The sequence below is a fragment of the Devosia sediminis genome (genome assembly GCF_016411825.1).
Taxonomy (GTDB): domain Bacteria; phylum Pseudomonadota; class Alphaproteobacteria; order Rhizobiales; family Devosiaceae; genus Devosia; species Devosia sediminis.
The window spans coordinates 518,141-533,759 of record NZ_JAEKMH010000003.1; the positions used below are offsets into that span (position 1 = coordinate 518,141).

At 64.2% G+C, this 15,619-nt stretch carries 13 protein-coding genes; 7 read left to right on the forward strand and 6 right to left on the reverse strand.

From position 1 onward, the window contains the following. The first annotated feature begins 463 nt into the window (after positions 1-463). From JEQ47_RS15610 to JEQ47_RS15620, 3 genes are all read left to right on the forward strand, one after another. Positions 464-2,230: an ABC transporter ATP-binding protein gene (locus JEQ47_RS15610; RefSeq protein ID WP_198877381.1), complete on the forward strand. Its 1,767-nt coding sequence runs from the start codon at positions 464-466 to the stop codon at positions 2,228-2,230. Then, complete coding sequence (locus JEQ47_RS15615) at positions 2,227-4,125, forward strand: ABC transporter ATP-binding protein (RefSeq protein ID WP_198877327.1); 1,899 nt, start codon at positions 2,227-2,229, stop codon at positions 4,123-4,125. Before JEQ47_RS15610 ends, JEQ47_RS15615 begins: the two co-directional genes overlap by 4 nt. A gap of 186 nt (positions 4,126-4,311) precedes the next feature. Next, positions 4,312-5,619 carry a hypothetical protein gene (locus tag JEQ47_RS15620; RefSeq protein WP_198877328.1) on the forward strand — a complete coding sequence of 436 codons (1,308 nt, stop codon included), beginning with the start codon at positions 4,312-4,314 and terminating at the stop codon, positions 5,617-5,619. Here the strand turns inward: JEQ47_RS15620 and JEQ47_RS15625 are convergent. The 5 genes from JEQ47_RS15625 to JEQ47_RS15645 form a co-directional block, all read right to left on the reverse strand. Further along, the gene (locus JEQ47_RS15625) at positions 5,564-6,589 is read right to left on the reverse strand and encodes an acetyltransferase domain-containing protein (protein ID WP_198877329.1); all 1,026 of its coding nucleotides are present in this window, start codon (positions 6,587-6,589) and stop codon (positions 5,564-5,566) included. The two genes, JEQ47_RS15620 and JEQ47_RS15625, sit on opposite strands and share 56 nt — an antisense overlap. Positions 6,590-6,725: 136 nt before the next feature. After that, positions 6,726-8,582: a DNA helicase RecQ gene (gene recQ, locus JEQ47_RS15630; protein WP_198877330.1), complete on the reverse strand. Its 1,857-nt coding sequence runs from the start codon at positions 8,580-8,582 to the stop codon at positions 6,726-6,728. A 47-nt stretch (positions 8,583-8,629) separates the two neighbouring features. Next, complete coding sequence (locus JEQ47_RS15635) at positions 8,630-9,496, reverse strand: SDR family oxidoreductase (RefSeq protein ID WP_198877331.1); 867 nt, start codon at positions 9,494-9,496, stop codon at positions 8,630-8,632. A 10-nt stretch (positions 9,497-9,506) separates the two neighbouring features. Further along, on the reverse strand, positions 9,507-9,824 hold the full coding sequence (locus tag JEQ47_RS15640) for a plasmid stabilization protein (RefSeq protein WP_198877332.1): 318 nt from the start codon (positions 9,822-9,824) through the stop codon (positions 9,507-9,509). Between the two features lie 186 nt (positions 9,825-10,010). Then, a complete protein-coding gene (locus JEQ47_RS15645; RefSeq protein WP_198877333.1) occupies positions 10,011-10,577 on the reverse strand; it encodes a DNA-3-methyladenine glycosylase in 567 nt (188 codons plus the stop codon). 95 nt (positions 10,578-10,672) lie between these two features. On the opposite strand from JEQ47_RS15645, the gene blaOXA reads away from it, so the two are divergent. The 4 genes from blaOXA (at position 10,673) to JEQ47_RS15665 (ending at position 13,404) form a co-directional block, all read left to right on the forward strand. Continuing rightward, complete coding sequence (blaOXA, locus tag JEQ47_RS15650; protein WP_198877334.1) at positions 10,673-11,488, forward strand: class D beta-lactamase; 816 nt, start codon at positions 10,673-10,675, stop codon at positions 11,486-11,488. Positions 11,489-11,588: 100 nt separating this feature from the next. Beyond that, complete coding sequence (locus JEQ47_RS15655) at positions 11,589-12,512, forward strand: VOC family protein (protein WP_198877335.1); 924 nt, start codon at positions 11,589-11,591, stop codon at positions 12,510-12,512. 120 nt (positions 12,513-12,632) lie between these two features. Continuing rightward, positions 12,633-13,175, forward strand: a complete 543-nt coding sequence (locus tag JEQ47_RS15660) for a DUF924 family protein (protein WP_198877336.1) — start codon at positions 12,633-12,635, stop codon at positions 13,173-13,175. 52 nt (positions 13,176-13,227) lie between these two features. Further along, a complete protein-coding gene (locus JEQ47_RS15665; RefSeq protein WP_198877337.1) occupies positions 13,228-13,404 on the forward strand; it encodes a hypothetical protein in 177 nt (58 codons plus the stop codon). Positions 13,405-13,436: 32 nt separating this feature from the next. On the opposite strand, the gene JEQ47_RS15670 is transcribed toward JEQ47_RS15665, so the two are convergent. Then, on the reverse strand, positions 13,437-15,230 hold the full coding sequence (locus JEQ47_RS15670; protein ID WP_198877338.1) for an ABC transporter ATP-binding protein: 1,794 nt from the start codon (positions 15,228-15,230) through the stop codon (positions 13,437-13,439). Positions 15,231-15,619 lie beyond the last annotated feature (389 nt).

A 15,619-nucleotide genomic window follows, 5' to 3' on the forward strand; every position in this document is an offset into this window, starting at 1 on the left:
CCAGTGATGAACCCGCCCGCGCCCATCCGCCAGATCAGTTGCGGCATGGGGGCATGCTGGAGTCATTGTTTGCCACAACCACTGTGCCGTCCTCGGGCTTGACCCGAGGACCGCTCTCAACCTGCGCACATTGATAGTGGCCCTCGGATCAAGTCCGAGGGCGGCGCGGTGGGTATGGAGAGTCGGTGCGCCGTGCCCTGCCTGTCACCCCGCAGTCACACAATCGTCGCAACGTTGCATTTTTTGCGCAATTTGCATCTTGAATGGAACGGGCGATGCGCCTTTTATAGGCAGGCGAGTAATTTGATTTGCCCGATTGCCGGTCGACGGACCTCCCGCCTCCCCCATTCGGGTCCCACCTAACTGACGTCTGGATACTTCCTTGATTACCCTCAAGGCTGGCCGCGAACGTGCACGCGGCGATGCTCGGGACCATGTTGCAGCCGCCCATGCCGGCAAGGGCATGGGTCCGCTGATGCGCATCACCCGGTTTTCATTTCGACACCCGTTTCAGGCTAGCCTTGCCATCGGGGCCACCATCGTGGCCTCGGTTCTGCAACTGCTGATCCCGCGGCTGCTCGGCCAGGCCATTGATCAGGCGCAGAACATCCTGACGGTTGCCGGGGAGGGGCCGCAGCAGGCGCTGCTCTGGACGGCAGCGACGCTACTGGTCGTTTCCGTGGCGCGCGGCATGTTCACGCTGGTCCAGAACTATTTCTCGGAAAGCGTCGGCCACCATGTCGGCTACGAATTGCGGCTGGCTTTCTACGACAAGGTCCAGCGCCTCTCCTATTCCTACCACGACCGCGTGCATTCGGGCGACCTGATCACCTTGGGCCTGCTCGACCTCGATGGCGTGCGCATGTTCTTTGCCACCGGCTTCGTGCGCACCGTGCTGCTTAGCGTGCTGATCGGGGTCGGCGCCTGGATGCTGATCTCGACCGACTGGCTGCTGGGCCTCCTGGCGCTGAGCTTCGTGCCCTTCGTCGCCTGGCGCTCCTCGGTGGCGCAGTTGACCCTGCGGGCCACCTGGATGGTGCTGCAGGAAAAGCTCTCCGTGCTGACCCGGGTGATGGAAGAAAATCTCGGCGGCATTCGCGTGGTGCGGGCCTTTTCCGGGCAGAACCACGAACTGGGCAAATTCGACGCTGCCTCCAAGGCAGCGCTGGAGCTGGCGCATCAGCGTGTGCTGGTCCGCGTCAAGAATACCTCGATGATGACCTTCTCCTTCTTTGCCGCGATGGGTCTCGTTCTCTGGGTCGGTGGCAACAAGGTCATCGCGGGCGAGATGAGCGTCGGCACGCTGGCGAGCTTCTTGACCTTCATGACCATCCTGCAGATGCCGGTGCGGCAGCTTGGCCTGATGGTCAATTCCTTCGCCCGCGCCCAGACCTGCGGCGATCGCTTCTACGCCTTCCTCGACGCGCCCGAAGAAATTGCCGACCGGCCCGGTGCCACTCCGCTCAAGATCAGCGAGGGCCTGCTGCGCTTCGAGGATGTGCACTTCACCTATCCTGGTTCCTCCGTGCCCGCCCTCAACGGCATCAGCTTCGAGGCCCGGCCGGGCCAGACCATCGGCATTGTCGGCGCGCCGGGCAGCGGCAAGTCGACCCTGGCCCATCTCATTCCGCGCTTCTACGATGTCACGTCCGGCCGCATCACCCTTGATGGCCAGGATGTGCGCGACGTCACCCTGCAGAGCCTTCGCCGCTCGGTCGCCGTGGTGCAGCAGGACACGTTCCTCTTCACCACGACCATCGAGAACAACATCGCCTATGGCGATCCGTGGTCCAAGGAGACCAAGATCGAAAAGGCCGCCGAAAGCGCGCAACTGCACAACTACATTATGGGCCTGCCCGCCGATTACGACACGGTCGTCGGTGAACGCGGCGTGTCGCTGTCGGGCGGGCAGCGCCAGCGTCTCTCCATCGCCCGCTCGCTGGTGTTGAAACCCGCCGTCATGGTCTTCGATGACTCCACCGCCGCCATCGATGCCGGCACCGAGCACCGCATCCGCTCGGCCATCCGGCGCTATGCCAGCGACCGGGTGACCATGATCATCGCCCATCGCCTGTCCTCGCTCATGCATGCCGACCTGATCCTTTTCCTCGAGGATGGCCGCATCGTCGAGCGCGGCAGCCATGCCGAACTGCTCGAGCTGGGCGGCCGCTACAGCGCGCTCTATGACCTGCAGACAAGGCCCACCGACGATCTGGAGGCGGCAGAATGAGCGTAGTTGACGAAGACGAACGCGAAGTCGCCGCCTTCCCGGGCCAGCGGCCTCCCCGCGCCTCGGTGGGCAGCCATCGCATCGAGGAAGAGGTTTTCGGCAAGGCCTATGACCCCAAGACGGTCAGGCGCATCTGGGCCTTTGTTCGCCCCTATCGGATGAAGATCTATCTCTCGGTTTTGGCCGTGCTGGTCTTTACCGGCACCCAACTGGCCATTCCGCTAATCATCGGCAACGCCATCGACACCGGCCTCGTGGCTGGCGGCGACCCCTCTGCCCTGGGCTGGGCCGTCGCGGGTTTTGCGCTCGCCGTGCTGCTCAATTTCGGCGCCTCCTATGTGCAGGAAACCGAAGTGGGGCAGGTGGCCGAAAACGTGCTGTTCGACATGCGCCGCGCCATGTTCGCCCAGCTCCAGCGCGTGTCGCTGAGCTTCATGGACAAGACCGAGGTCGGCCGCCTGATGAGTCGTCTCCAGGGCGACGTCAATTCCATGCAGGAATTCCTCGAGACCTCGGTGGTCTCGGTCGGAGACATCGTGCTCCTCGGCGGCATCATCGTGGTGCTCCTGAGCCTCGATCCGTGGCTCGGGCTCCTGACGCTGATCACCATGCCGACACTGTTCATCATCCGCATCTTCTGGCTGCCGCCGGCCAAGCGGGCCTTCTGGGCCGCGCATGAGACCAATTCGCTGACCAATGGCGCCATGGCCGAAGGCATCAACGGCGTGCGCACGGTGCAGAACCTCGACCGGCAGAAGGTCAATTTCGACCTCTATGACGACAAGGCCTACCACAACCTGCGCACCCAGCTCACCGGCTCGAAATATGCGCAGGTGATGGTGCCCATCGTCGACAGCCTCACCGGCATTTCCATGGCCACAGTGGTGGTCGTGGGCGGCGCCATGGTGCTCAACGGCACGCTGCAGGTTGGCGTCATCGTCGCCTTCCTGTTCTATATCCAGCGCTTCTTCGATCCCATCCGCTCGCTGACCATGCAGTATTCGATCATGCAGCGCGCCATGACTTCGGGCCGCCGCATCACTGAAGTGCTCGATCTGCCCACCGTCATCGAGGACAAGGCCGATGCGGTGAAGCTGACGGGCGCCATGGACGGTTCGGTGGAATTCCGCGACGTGGTCTTCGGCTACGATCCGGGCCGCCCGGTGCTGAAAAACGTGTCGTTCAAGGTCAATCCCGGTGAAACGGTTGCGCTTGTGGGGCCCACCGGCTCGGGCAAGACCTCGGCCATGGCGCTGGTGCACCGCTTCTACGAAGTGCAGGGCGGCGCCGTGGTCGTCGGCGGGCATGACGTCCGGGACGTGACCCAGGAGAGCCTGGGTGAACAGGTTGCCATGGTGCTCCAGGAGCAGTTCCTCTTCACCGGCACGATCTTCGAGAACATCCGCTACAACAAGGCCTCGGCCACGCGGGAGGATGTGGTCAATGCCGCCAAGGCGGTAGGCGCGCACGAGTTCATCTCCCGCTTCGCCAATGGCTATGACACCGTGCTCGAACAGCGTGGCTCCAACCTGTCGCTGGGGCAGCGGCAGCTTCTGAGCTTTGCCCGTGCGCTGGTGGCCGATGCGAAGATCCTCGTCCTCGACGAGGCGACAGCTAATATCGACAGCTATACCGAGCGGCAGATCCAGAAGGCGCTCGAAATCCTGCTCGAAGGCCGCACCGGCATGGTCATCGCCCATCGCCTCGCCACCATCCGCGGCGCCGACCGCATTATCGTCTTGCAGAATGGCGAGAAGATCGAAGAGGGCAACCACGATCAGCTCATGGAACTGGGTGGCCTCTATTCGCGCCTCTACAACATGAACTATGCCAGCTTCGACGACATCCCCGACGAACTGGTGGCCCAGGCCAATGCCAAGGCCGCGAGTACGTGAGACCCCACCCAGCCTCCGCCTGTAGGGGGGAGGAGCAGGTTCGCGCTCTGCACCGGCGCAGCGGTCAGTCTCGATCGGTCCCTCCCTCTCCTTCAGGGGGAGGTTAGGTGGGGGGCAGCGCCCTCACTTTCACTCATCCCCCATTCATCGCGGCATGCTAGGACAGCGCAAACGGGAGTTTCATCCATGCGCATTGCCCTTGCCTTGCTGGTCTCGCTGTCTGCTACGCCGGCCTTTGCCGCGGCCCTGACCTTTGGCGGCGTTCTCGATGGACGGCAGATCGTCGTCGAGATCACCCAGCCCAGCGATGGTGGCGTGGCCGGACGCTTCGCCTATCTCGATACCGGTGGGGACATTCCCTTGGTTCCGGTTTCCAACCAGGGCGACACCTGGATTCTCCACGAAGAGGCCGTCTGCGGCGAGGCCGATTGCGTGCTCGACGACAGCGGCGATGTGCTCGAAGCGCCCGTCGCCGCCACCTGGCAACTGACCTATGACGCCAACAACCTCGTGGCGACCGGCACACGCCAGGGCGCGGGCAAGAAGGCGGATGTGGATGATCTGGTGCTGGACGTCATCGCCTGGCGCCCCCTCGGTGACGATGAGAATGCCACGGCTTTGTCGCTTCACGAGCAGTCCTTCTATCTTTCCTTCTCCGATGGCGGCCCGCTGGATTGGACCACGGCGCCCTACGAAATGGCACTGCTCGATGTGCCCCTGGAGGAGGGCCCCGTGCGCACGCTGGGCGGCGCCGAATATCGCGACGTTGTCGATCCGCGCACGAAATTTGCCTTCCCGCGCGTCGTCTCCCTGCCCGGCGGCGAAAGCGTCGAGCCGATCAACCGCATCCTCGCCGACCGCCACGGGCGCATGAACCTTTCGGCCTTCGATTGCCTCGCCTATCAGTATGCCAGCTATGGTTTGCAGAGCCAGAACAGCATCCGCGGCGGGCACCTCGGCGACTATGACAGCGAGCTGGTGGAACTGACCTATGTTTCGCCGCGCCTCGTGAGCTGGACGCAGTCCGGCAGCCTCTGGTGCACCGGCGCCCATCCCTACAATCACTCGGACAGCTTCACCTTCGACACCGCGACCGGGGAAGCGCTGGACATGCGCGACATCTTCTCCGCCTGGGTGCCGCGCGAATGGGGCGCCGCCCCCTCGGACATCGTTGACGCCGCCGTGGCCGAGGCGGCCCCCGCGGAATATGTCTGGGGGCCGAGCCAGGAACTCATCGCCTATGTGCGCGAGCGCCTGCCGACCGACGTCCTCTTCGATGACCTGGAGATGGACGAGACCTGTTATGGCGAACAAGCGCTGTCCGAGCATCTCGGTCTGCGCTTCGCACCCGGTCCCTCGGTGGTCTTCACCGCGTCAGGCTATCCGCATGTGATTTCGGTCTGCACGGCCGATCTCATCACCGTGCCGCTGTCCGATCTCAGGGACTTTCTGGCGCCGGCGGCGGCGACGTATTTTCCGGAGCTGGCGGAGTAGGCGTCTCGAGCTCGGGATAGATCAGCGCCGAGCATTGCCGGTTATTGGCATCGAGCTTGGCCTGGTCCTCGGCCGAAACAAGACCGGAGAAGACCGGCTCCCAGAGATTGTCGCGTTCGACGCCTTCGAGCCCGCACTGGCAATAGATGGCGCAGAGCGCCGCCGTCGTGCCGCTCGCTTCGCAGCTCGCCTGGCACGAATTGAGGAAGTCCATGTCGCGGCTGGCTTCCTGCGTACCCATGGCCATGGACAGGGGCACGATGATCGCTAGAAGCAGCGGCTGGTGCACGAGATAGATGACGAGGCTCCAGCGGCCCATCCACCCCAGGAGGCGGGCGACAGCGTTGTTGGGTTGGATCGATGCGAGCCGTGCTTCCACCGCAGTGCCCCGAACCAACCGCATGGCGATCACGCCCAGCAGCACGACGCCGAACCACGGAAACACCGGAACGAGGTCATTGGTCGGCGGCGGCACCACCCAGAAGCCGATCCAGGAAAACACCTTCTCGTTGAACAGCGGATCGGCAAAAACGAAATGGAGGCCAATGACGGCAATGGCCACGACCCCGGTCAGCCAGACCGGCGTGAAGAGGAGGGGCAGGGCGAGGAGGCTGCAGAGCGCAATGGCGTGGAGCACGCCGAAATAGACGAAGCTGTCAGGGAAGGCGAACCAGGTGCCCAGCGTGATCAGCGCCGCGCCGCCCACAACGAACAGCCACCGCCGCCAGAAGCTTTTCCAGCGCATGCCATCGCCATGGCCGAGCACGAGGCCGACACCGACCAGCACCATGAAGGCAAAGAGAATGGAGCGGGCGAAAAACACCCAGGCCGGATCGAAGCCGACATCGGCCTGGATGAAGCGGTAGAACCAGAGGTCCCACGAGATATGGTAGATCACCATGGCGACGATGGCGACGCCACGCGCGATGTCGATCACGGGCAGGCGGGGGCGTTTCACACCGTGTGCCATGCCAAGGCCCCCTCGCCCGGCCTGCGGCCGACCTCTCCCCCATAGGGGGAGGTGTCGCTGCGCGACGCCGCGGTCCCTTCTCCACCTTTCCCTGCGGGGAAAGGTCGCCGCGAAGCGGCGGGTGAGGGTGCCTTGCTCATGCAGACTCCACCAGATGCCGCCGCACCACCGCCAAAAACTCCTCGCCATACCTGTCGAGCTTGCCCTGGCCGACGCCGGGCAGGTTGAGCATGTCATGCGCATGGGTCGGCTGGGCCAGGGCCATGGCCTTGAGCGTCGCGTCGTGGAAAATCACATAGGGCGGCACACCCTGCGCCTTGGCCAGCTTGAGCCGCTCCGCGCGCAAGGCATCGAACAGCGGCCGCGCATGCTCGGGCACGTCGACTGACCGCGCCAGCGAGCGCCGGACCTCGACGGCCTTTTTCGGCCGGTCCTTGCGCAGGGTGACGCTGCGTTCGCGCTTGAAGACGCAATGTGCGCCCTCGCTCAGCGTCAGCGCACCATGATTGGCGTGGTCGACCACGATCAGCCCCATGGCTGTGATCTGGCGGATCACCGACTGCCAGGCCTTGGCGTCGAGCTCCTGGCCCTGACCAAAAACCTTCTGGTGCTGGTGGCCGAAGCGAGTGACCTTTTCGGTTTCCTTGCCTACCAGCACGTCGATGACATGGGCGGCGCCGAAGCGCATGCCGGTGCGGTAGATGGCGGCCATGGCCTTGATGGCGGCCTCGGTGCCGTCCCAGCTTTCGACCGGCGAGCGACAGGTGTCGCAATTGCCGCAACTGCCGGCATGGGCCTCGCCGAAATGGTTGAGAATGGCCTGGCGGCGGCACGAGGCGGTCTCGCAGACGCCGAGCAGCGCATTGAGCTTGCCGTGTTCGAGCCGCTTGATCTCGTCGGGCGCATTGCCCTCGTCGATCATACGGCGGCGCTGCACCACATCGGCCAGGCCATAGCTCATCCAGGCGTCGGCGGGCTGGCCGTCGCGTCCGGCGCGGCCGGTTTCCTGGTAATAGGCCTCGATCGAGGCCGGCAGGTCCATATGCGCCACATAGCGCACGTCGGGCTTGTCGATGCCCATGCCGAAGGCCACGGTGGCCACCAGGCAAAGGCCTTCTTCCTTGAGGAAGGCGTCCTGGTTGGCACTCCTCAAATCGGCGCTCATGCCGGCATGATAGGGCAGGGCGCGAATACCCTTGCCCGAAAGATAGTCGGCTATGTCCTCGACCTTGGCGCGGGAAAGGCAATAAACGATGCCGCTTTCGCCCTTGTGGCCGGCCAGGAATTCGAGCAACTGCTCGCGCGGCTTGTCGCGCTCGACAATGGAATAGGAAATATTGGGCCGGTCGAAGCTGGTGGTGAAAACCTGGGCCTGTTCGAGGCCCAGCCGCTCGATGATATCTTCGCGCGTGGTCGGATCGGCTGTCGCCGTCAGCGCGATACGCGGCACCCCGGGAAAAAGTTCGACGAGGTGGATGAGCTCGCGATATTCGGGGCGGAAGTCATGGCCCCACTGGCTCACGCAATGGGCTTCGTCGATGGCGAAGAGCGCGATCTGCGTATCGGCCAGCATATTGGCAAAGCCGGGCGTCGCCACCCGCTCGGGCGCGACATAAAGGAGGTCAAGCTCGCCGCGCCGCAGCTTACGCCGAACCTCGGCGCTTTCTTCCTGACTCAGCGATGAATTGAGTGCCGCGGCAGCCACCCCCGCCTGTTTCAGCGCCTCCACCTGGTCGCGCATCAGCGCGATCAGCGGCGAGACGACGATGCCGACGCCTGTCCGGCAGATGGCCGGGATCTGATAGCACATGGACTTGCCGGCGCCGGTTGGAAACAGCACCACGGCGTCGCCGCCCTCGGCCACATGGTCGATAACATCGGCCTGCTGGCCACGGAATTCCCGATGTCCGAAAATGTCGCGCAGAACCGCGAGCGGGCTGGGCCGCTCGTGGCGATGGGGCGAGAACAGGTCGAGCGACTCAATGGCTTCCACGACCCTGTTGAATCACGGGGTCGCGGGGGAGGCAACATCGCGGGCGATCAACCTCCGATGATCTCCCCGCCATTCGGGTGCAGCACCTGCCCGGTGATGTAGGAGCTCTCGTCGCAGGCAAGGAACAGGTGGCAGGTCGCCACTTCATTGGGCTGGCCGGCGCGCTTGAGCGGCTGGGTCGAACCGAACTCGGCCACCTTCTTGGCCGGAAAGGTCGCCGGGATCAGCGGCGTCCAGATCGGGCCGGGCGCCACGCCATTGACGCGAATGCCCTTTTCGGCGAGCTGGCCCGACAGCGAGCGGGTAAAGGCGGCGATGGCGCCCTTGGTCGCCGAATAGTCCACCAGCTCGGGCGAGCCGCGATAGGCGGTCACCGAAGTGGTGTTGACGATCGCGGCGCCCTTTTCGAGATAGGGCAGGGCGGCCTGGGTCAAATAGAAATAGCCGAAGAGATTGGTCTCGAAGGTCTCGCGCAATTGCTCGGGCGAGATGTCGGTCAATTCTTTCTGCGGATGCTGCTCGGCGGCATTGTTGACCACCACGTCGAGCTTGCCGAAATTCTCGATCACCTGGCCGACGGCATTGTCGCAAAAGGTCTTATCGGCCACGTCGCCACGCAGCAGCAGGGCTTCCTTGCCCTCGCGCTTGACGGCATCGGCGGTGATCGCCGCGTCCTCGGTTTCCTCGAGATAGACCAGCGCCACCTGCGCGCCCTCGCGGGCAAACAGCACCGCGCAGGCCCGGCCGATGCCGCTGTCGCCGCCCGTGATGATCGCGACCTTGTCCTTGAGCCGTCCATTGCCGGGGAATTTCGGCATATATTCGGGCTTGGGATGCATCTCGGTCTCGCGACCGGGCTGATGGTCCTGCGTCTGGGGCGGGTTAATCGGCTTGGCGGCACCGGAATCGGACATGGACTTTTCCTTAAGTGTGGGCGTGGTTCTCGGCATTGCGCTTGCGGGTCGCGGCGGCTTTCTTGGCCGATGCGGAGCGTTCGGCGGCGGAGCGGCTGGCCGATGCCTCGCCACCCTTCTTGCCGCCCTTGTGGGAGGCAGGGTGGCCGGTATCCTTCCCGCGGCCGGAGCCCGACTTCTTGCCGCCGCCATCGTCCTTGTTGACGGTGGCCCAGGCGCGCGCCTCGGCTTCCTTGTGGCTGACGCCCTTTTTCTCGTAGCCTTCCTCGATATGCTCGGCCTTGCGCTTCTGCTTGTCGGTATAGGCGCCCTTGTCTCCTTGGGGCATGATCCCCTCCTGCATCCTTGAAAAGGTTGGCGCGGTGCGGGCGAGACAAAGGCCTGGGTCAGGTTGAATGACTGATGCGGGAAACCGGAAAAACCGCACCAAAAGCCCTACTATCGCCGCGTCCGGTTGACGCGCACCGGCCTGGTCCCCCAACGATGCGAAGCCGGAGCGGTTCCCCGATTGGATTCACAATTCCCGCGTGGCCTTGGGCAAGGGCTTGCTGAGAAAGGGCGATCCGGCCTTGACGAAACGCCACGGCGTCTCGACGCCCTTGGTGATGCCAATGCGCGTGCCGGTGGCAATGTCGTGGCCCATCTCGGCCGCACCGATCTCGAAGGGCGGAGCGTCGAGCGCCAGCCCATTCTGCGTGAGATCGATAGCCAGCGCCTGCGCCAGCTTGCCCGGTCCCGAGCAGAGATTCTTGTCCGGCATGGCCCCGCGCCGCTCGCGCATGGTCTCGAGCCCGAAAACCGGTTCGAGCGCCCGGATCAGCACGGCGCTGCCCGGCCGGCAGACGAAATTGAGGCAATAATGGATGCCGTAGATCTTGTAGACATAGGCATGGCCCGGCGGCCCGAACATCACCCGGTTGCGCGGTGTTGGCCCCGCAAAGCTGTGCGAGGCCGGGTCGGCTTCGTCATAGGCTTCCACCTCGACAATGGCGCCGCCCACGCCCTCATGCAGCAAAGTTGCCCCGATCAGGTCGCGGGAGACCTCGGGGGCAGGGCGGTCGAAGAAGGATTTGCTAAGCATGAGGATGGAAACGACCTTGATCCGCTGAGGCTGCCGCGATTGGGCCGGATTTGTGTAAAAATGAATCGGCAAACGCCGCTGCCATTGGAGCACAGATGTACAAGATCAAACCACTCGCCGCGCTGGTCTTCGTCGTGCTTTCGCTGGCCACCGTACCCGCATCGGCGCGCACCATCTGCACCCTGGTCGTCGAGCCGGTCAGCCGCGAAATCCTCCTGTCCGAAGGCGACTGCGAAACGCGGGTCACGCCCGCCTCGACCTTCAAGCTGCCCCTGGCGGTGATGGCTTTTGATGCCGGCATCATCACTTCGCCCACCGAGCCGAAATATCCGTTTAGGGAAGGCTATCCCGACTGGGTCGCGGCCTGGCGGCAGGACACCGACCCGACCATGTGGATGCACTATTCCAATGTCTGGTATTCGCAGCGCCTGACCGAACAGCTCGGGATGGAGGCGCTCACCGACTATGCAAGGCGCTTCAACTACGGCAACGCCGACTTTTCCGGCGATCCCGGCCGCGACAACGGCCTAGAGCGCTCCTGGATCTCGTCCTCGCTGCAGATTTCGCCCATGGAACAGATCGCCTTCATGGCCGCGCTGATCCTCGGCCATCTCCCGGTCTCCGAAGCGGCGACCGAGGGCGCGCTCGGCCTCCTCGAAAGTCCCGGCATGGCCGATGGCTGGCAGGTCTGGGGCAAGACCGGCTCGGCTTATCCGCGCCGCGCCGACTACAGCTTCGACTATGCCAGCGGCTGGGGCTGGTATGTGGGCTGGGCCGAAAAGGACGACCGCCGCGTTGTCTTCGTGCGGCTCAACCAGGACGACCAGCGCCATGAGGTGACCGCCGGCCTCCGCGCCCGCGATGGCCTGATGGCCGAATGGAGCGCGGTCGCCGCGAGATCGGGGCTCTAACTGGTGCCGATCAGCGAACGATGCCTTCGCCTCGGGCTTCTTTGTGCAACCACCGGGGCGGGCTATCTCTTGGGCAATTGATCCATTCATGGAGGTCGAGATGATCGACACATCCGTCCAGACCAATGTCCGTTCCAAGCCCATCCTGCCCCTCGCCACCAAGCTGGGGCCCGTCCATCTCGCCGTCACCGATCGCCAGAAAGCCCTCGCCATCTGGCAGGACGTCGTTGGCCTCGATCTCATCGAAGAGCGCGGCAATGCCCTGCATATGGGCGCGGGCGGCACCGTTCTGCTCGTGCTCGAAACCGGCGCCACGCGTCCGGTCGTGCCGCGCACCATTGGGCTCTATCATGTCGCCATCCACGTGCCAAAGCGCGTCGACCTGGCGCAGATGGCGGTGCGCGCGCTCCAAGGCAATGTCCGCATCTCGCCCACCGACCATCTCGTATCCGAGGCCATCTACCTCTGGGACCTCGACGGCAATGGCATCGAAATCACCTTCGAGACGCCATGGCGCGGTTCGCTGGGCGATCCGGACAAGGGCCAGACCTATGCCGTCACCGCCGAAGGCAAGCCGCATTCGGGCCGCGAGCCGATCGATCTCGATGGCCTCCTGGGCGAACTCGGACCCTCGCCGGTGCTGGCGGCGCGCATGCCCTCGGGCACCCGCATCGGCCACGTGCATGTGCATGTGCGAGACCTGCACCAGGCGATGGACTTTTATCGCGACGTGCTGGGCTTTGCCGGCTTCCTGCTGATCGAATCCTTCGGCATGGGCGATGTCGGGCTCGACTACATGCCTCATACCCTGGCCTTCAACGTCTGGTCCGGCCCCAATGCGGCGCTGCCGCCGGCCGGTTCGGCGGGGCTGCGCTGGTTCACCATTGCGCTGCCCGATGCTGAAAGCCTCGCGGCGCTGAAGACGCGGTTGGAAAAGGCCGGCGCCCCGCTCGACGTCGTCGGCAACGATCTCGCGACCCGCGATCCCTCGGGCAACCGCATCCGGCTCGAACTACAGGCTTAGCGACAACCCACGATCGTCACCCTCGGGCTTGACCGGAGGGCTCTGCACTTGTTCAAAGTCCGTCAGTGCAACACCCTCGGGTCAGGCCCGAGGGTGACGGTCGCGAAAGTGGAGAATGCTATGCAAGGCCCCGACGCCATCATCCGGTTCTGGTTCGTCGAACACGGCTATGACGACTGGTTCGGCGGCGAGGCCGAGTTCGACAATCGCTGCCAGCAGTTCATGGATCTCCATGCGCAGGTTGCGCGTGGGGAAGCCTGGGCGTGGCGGGAGACGCCCGATGGGCGCCTCGCCGAACTCGTCGTGCTCGACCAGTTTTCGCGCCAGCTCCATCGCAACAGCCCCGTGGCCTTCGCCCAGGACAAGATGGCCCTCGCCCTCGCGCAGGAAGCCATTGCCGGGGGCCACGACATGGCGGTCGAACGCGAGCGGGTCATGTTCTTCTACATGCCGTTCATGCATGCCGAGTCGCTGGTGATCCAGGACGAGGGCGTGAGGCTCTTCGATGCCATGGGCAATGAGGACGCTGCCAACTACATGCGCGCCCATCGCGACACGATTGCCCGTTTTGGCCGCTTTCCGTTCCGCAACAAGGCGCTGGGGCGTCAGAGCACGCCCGAGGAAGAGGCCTATATGCGCGAGCAGGAAGGCCGGGCCTTCTAACCACGCAACCCACAGCCCGCCGAGCCGTTCCTGCTGTCAAAGGAGAACGGCGATGGAATATGGCGGACAGGCAATGTGGCTGGTTTTGCTGACGCTGGGCGTAGTTGTCCTGGCAGCGGCGATGATCTACGGCACCATGCGTAACCGGCAGCGGAGCTTGAGCGAAAAGGTCACCACCGAGGTCGAGACAAAGCGCGAATATCAGCGCGAGAACCGCGACGCGAGCTGAACAAAGGGGCGCCGCAGCGCCCCTTTTTCGCATCAGGCCACAAGGCCCTTGGTCAGTTCCAGCGCCTGCCGCTCGAACAGGCGCCGGTAGATGCCGCCATTCAGTCGGATCAGTGCCTGGTGGTCGCCTTCCTCGACGATCCGGCCCTTGTCGAAGACCAGCAGCCGGTCGAGCGCCCGCACGGTGGAGAGACGGTGGGCGATTACCAGCGTGGTCCGCCCCTGCATCAGCCGCTCCATCGCCTGCTGGATCATCACCTCGCTCTCGCTGTCGAGGCTTGATGTCGCCTCGTCGAGAATGAGGATCGGCGCATCGGCCAGGAAAGCTCGGGCAATGGCGACACGCTGGCGTTCGCCACCCGAAAGCTTCACCCCCCGCTCACCCACCAGCGTCTCATACTGCTTGGGCAGGCTCATGATGAAGTCATGCGCATTGGCCTGCCTGGCCGCTTCGATGATCTCGGCACGGCTGGCCTCGGGCCGGGCATAGGCAATGTTCTCGGCCAAGGTCCGGTGGAACAGGATCGGCTCCTGCTGCACGATGGCGATCTGGTTGCGCAGGCTCGCCTGCTGGTGCTCGGCGATGTTCTGCCCATCAATGGTGATGGCGCCGCCCTTCACGTCATAGAGCCGCTGGATCAGCTTCACGAATGTCGTCTTGCCCGAGCCCGAATGACCGACGAGGCCAATGCGTTCGCCCGGCCGGATGTCCACCGAGAAATCCTTGTAGAGCGGCGTCGGGTGCGAGCCATACTGGAAGGTGACATTATCGAAGCGGATGTGACCCTCGCCGATGACGATCGGCTTGGCGCCCTTGGCGTCGGCAATGCCCAGGGGCTGGGCATGCAGGTTCACCAGCTCTTCCATGTCGTTGACCGACTTCTGCAGGTTGCGGATGTGCTGGCCCACGTCGCGCAGGTGTCCTTGCAACAGGAAGAACATGGTGAGCACGAAGGTGATGTCGCCCGCGCTGGCGGCGCCGCTCTGCCACAGTATCAGCGCCGTACCCAGGATCGCGGTCTGCATGGCCACCATCATGACGCCCTGGATGCCGCCATTAAAGGTGCCGCGCCGCCAGGTCCGCCGCGTGCGCTTGCGCCACTTGGCGACGACCCGGTCGAGCAGGCCATCTTCACGGCTCTCGGCGCCGAAGGCCTTGACCACGCTGTTGCAGCTCACCGCATCCGCCAGCGCCCCGCCGACCTTGGTGTCCCAGGCGTTGGAGAGGGTCGCGGCCGGAGCGACAAACCCCACCGACAGCCACACGGTGACGCAGATATAGATGAGCGATCCCAGGCCCACGACAAGGCCCATGATCGGCCAGGACGAGCCGAGAATGATGGTCGCGCCCACCAGCATCACCACCGAAGGCAGGAGCGCCAGCAACAGCGTGTCATTGAGCAGGTCGAGCGCCCACATGCCGCGCGTGATCTTGCGCACGGTGGAGCCGGCAAAGCTGTTGGCATGCCAGTCGGTTGAAAAACGCTGAACCCGGTGAAAACCCTGCGCCGCCACATTGCTCATCATCTTGAGCGTCAGCGGAATGATGTTGAGGAACACCAGCTGCCGCAGCGCCACCGATGCCAGATAGAGGCCCGACATGAACCAGAAGGCCGAAACGGCAATGTCCCAGCTCCCCTGGCCCGAGGCCACGGCATCGACCAGGCGTCCCGCAAAGACCGGGCTCAGCGCTTCGGCCACGGTCGCCGACAGGACCAGCAGCGCAATGGCGGCGATGCGGACCGGCTGGTGTCGCCAGTGGCGGAAGGTAAAGCCGAGCACGTTGCGGAAAGCATCGGCCCGGAAGTCGAGTTTCTTGCGACTCATCTTGATATCCGGCGCCGTTCTCCGGCAGCCGGTTCCTTGAAACGGAATATGAAAGGCGCAGCGCCGCGGAGCGGCTGGGTGGTCGGACTGCGCAGGAAGCGGAAAGGCCGCGGGCGGCAGGTCGCTGGAGCTATTCCAGGGCGGGCCGCGGCAGGCGAGGACCTAAGGTCGGACGTCGCCGGCGAGGGAGGTATAGTGCGATAGTTTCATGCAACGCCTCCCGTGTTTGAAAATGAAGCGACGAACGGTTTGTAGCCAAATCGTTCGCAGTTGCCAATGGCGCAAATGACAAAGAGCGCGATGCTCACCCTTCCCCGTCTACGGGGGGAGAAAGCAGCCGATAGGCAGTGGAGGGGTGCAACACGTCTGGACAGTCTACGTGGGATGAG

Excerpts from the sequence above, each read along its gene's own strand:
- JEQ47_RS15625 (WP_198877329.1), bottom strand. The coding sequence starts at position 6,589 with ATGGCACACGGTGTGAAACGCCCCCGCCTGCCCGTGATCGACATCGCG.
- JEQ47_RS15640 (WP_198877332.1), bottom strand. The coding sequence starts at position 9,824 with ATGCCCCAAGGAGACAAGGGCGCCTATACCGACAAGCAGAAGCGCAAG.
- JEQ47_RS15655 (WP_198877335.1), top strand. The coding sequence starts at position 11,589 with ATGATCGACACATCCGTCCAGACCAATGTCCGTTCCAAGCCCATCCTG.
- JEQ47_RS15635 (WP_198877331.1), bottom strand. The coding sequence starts at position 9,496 with ATGTCCGATTCCGGTGCCGCCAAGCCGATTAACCCGCCCCAGACGCAG.
- JEQ47_RS15665 (WP_198877337.1), top strand. The coding sequence starts at position 13,228 with ATGGAATATGGCGGACAGGCAATGTGGCTGGTTTTGCTGACGCTGGGC.
- JEQ47_RS15610 (WP_198877381.1), top strand. The coding sequence starts at position 464 with ATGGGTCCGCTGATGCGCATCACCCGGTTTTCATTTCGACACCCGTTT.
- JEQ47_RS15645 (WP_198877333.1), bottom strand. The coding sequence starts at position 10,577 with ATGCTTAGCAAATCCTTCTTCGACCGCCCTGCCCCCGAGGTCTCCCGC.
- JEQ47_RS15660 (WP_198877336.1), top strand. The coding sequence starts at position 12,633 with ATGCAAGGCCCCGACGCCATCATCCGGTTCTGGTTCGTCGAACACGGC.
- blaOXA (WP_198877334.1), top strand. The coding sequence starts at position 10,673 with ATGTACAAGATCAAACCACTCGCCGCGCTGGTCTTCGTCGTGCTTTCG.
- JEQ47_RS15615 (WP_198877327.1), top strand. The coding sequence starts at position 2,227 with ATGAGCGTAGTTGACGAAGACGAACGCGAAGTCGCCGCCTTCCCGGGC.
- JEQ47_RS15620 (WP_198877328.1), top strand. The coding sequence starts at position 4,312 with ATGCGCATTGCCCTTGCCTTGCTGGTCTCGCTGTCTGCTACGCCGGCC.
- JEQ47_RS15670 (WP_198877338.1), bottom strand. The coding sequence starts at position 15,230 with ATGAGTCGCAAGAAACTCGACTTCCGGGCCGATGCTTTCCGCAACGTG.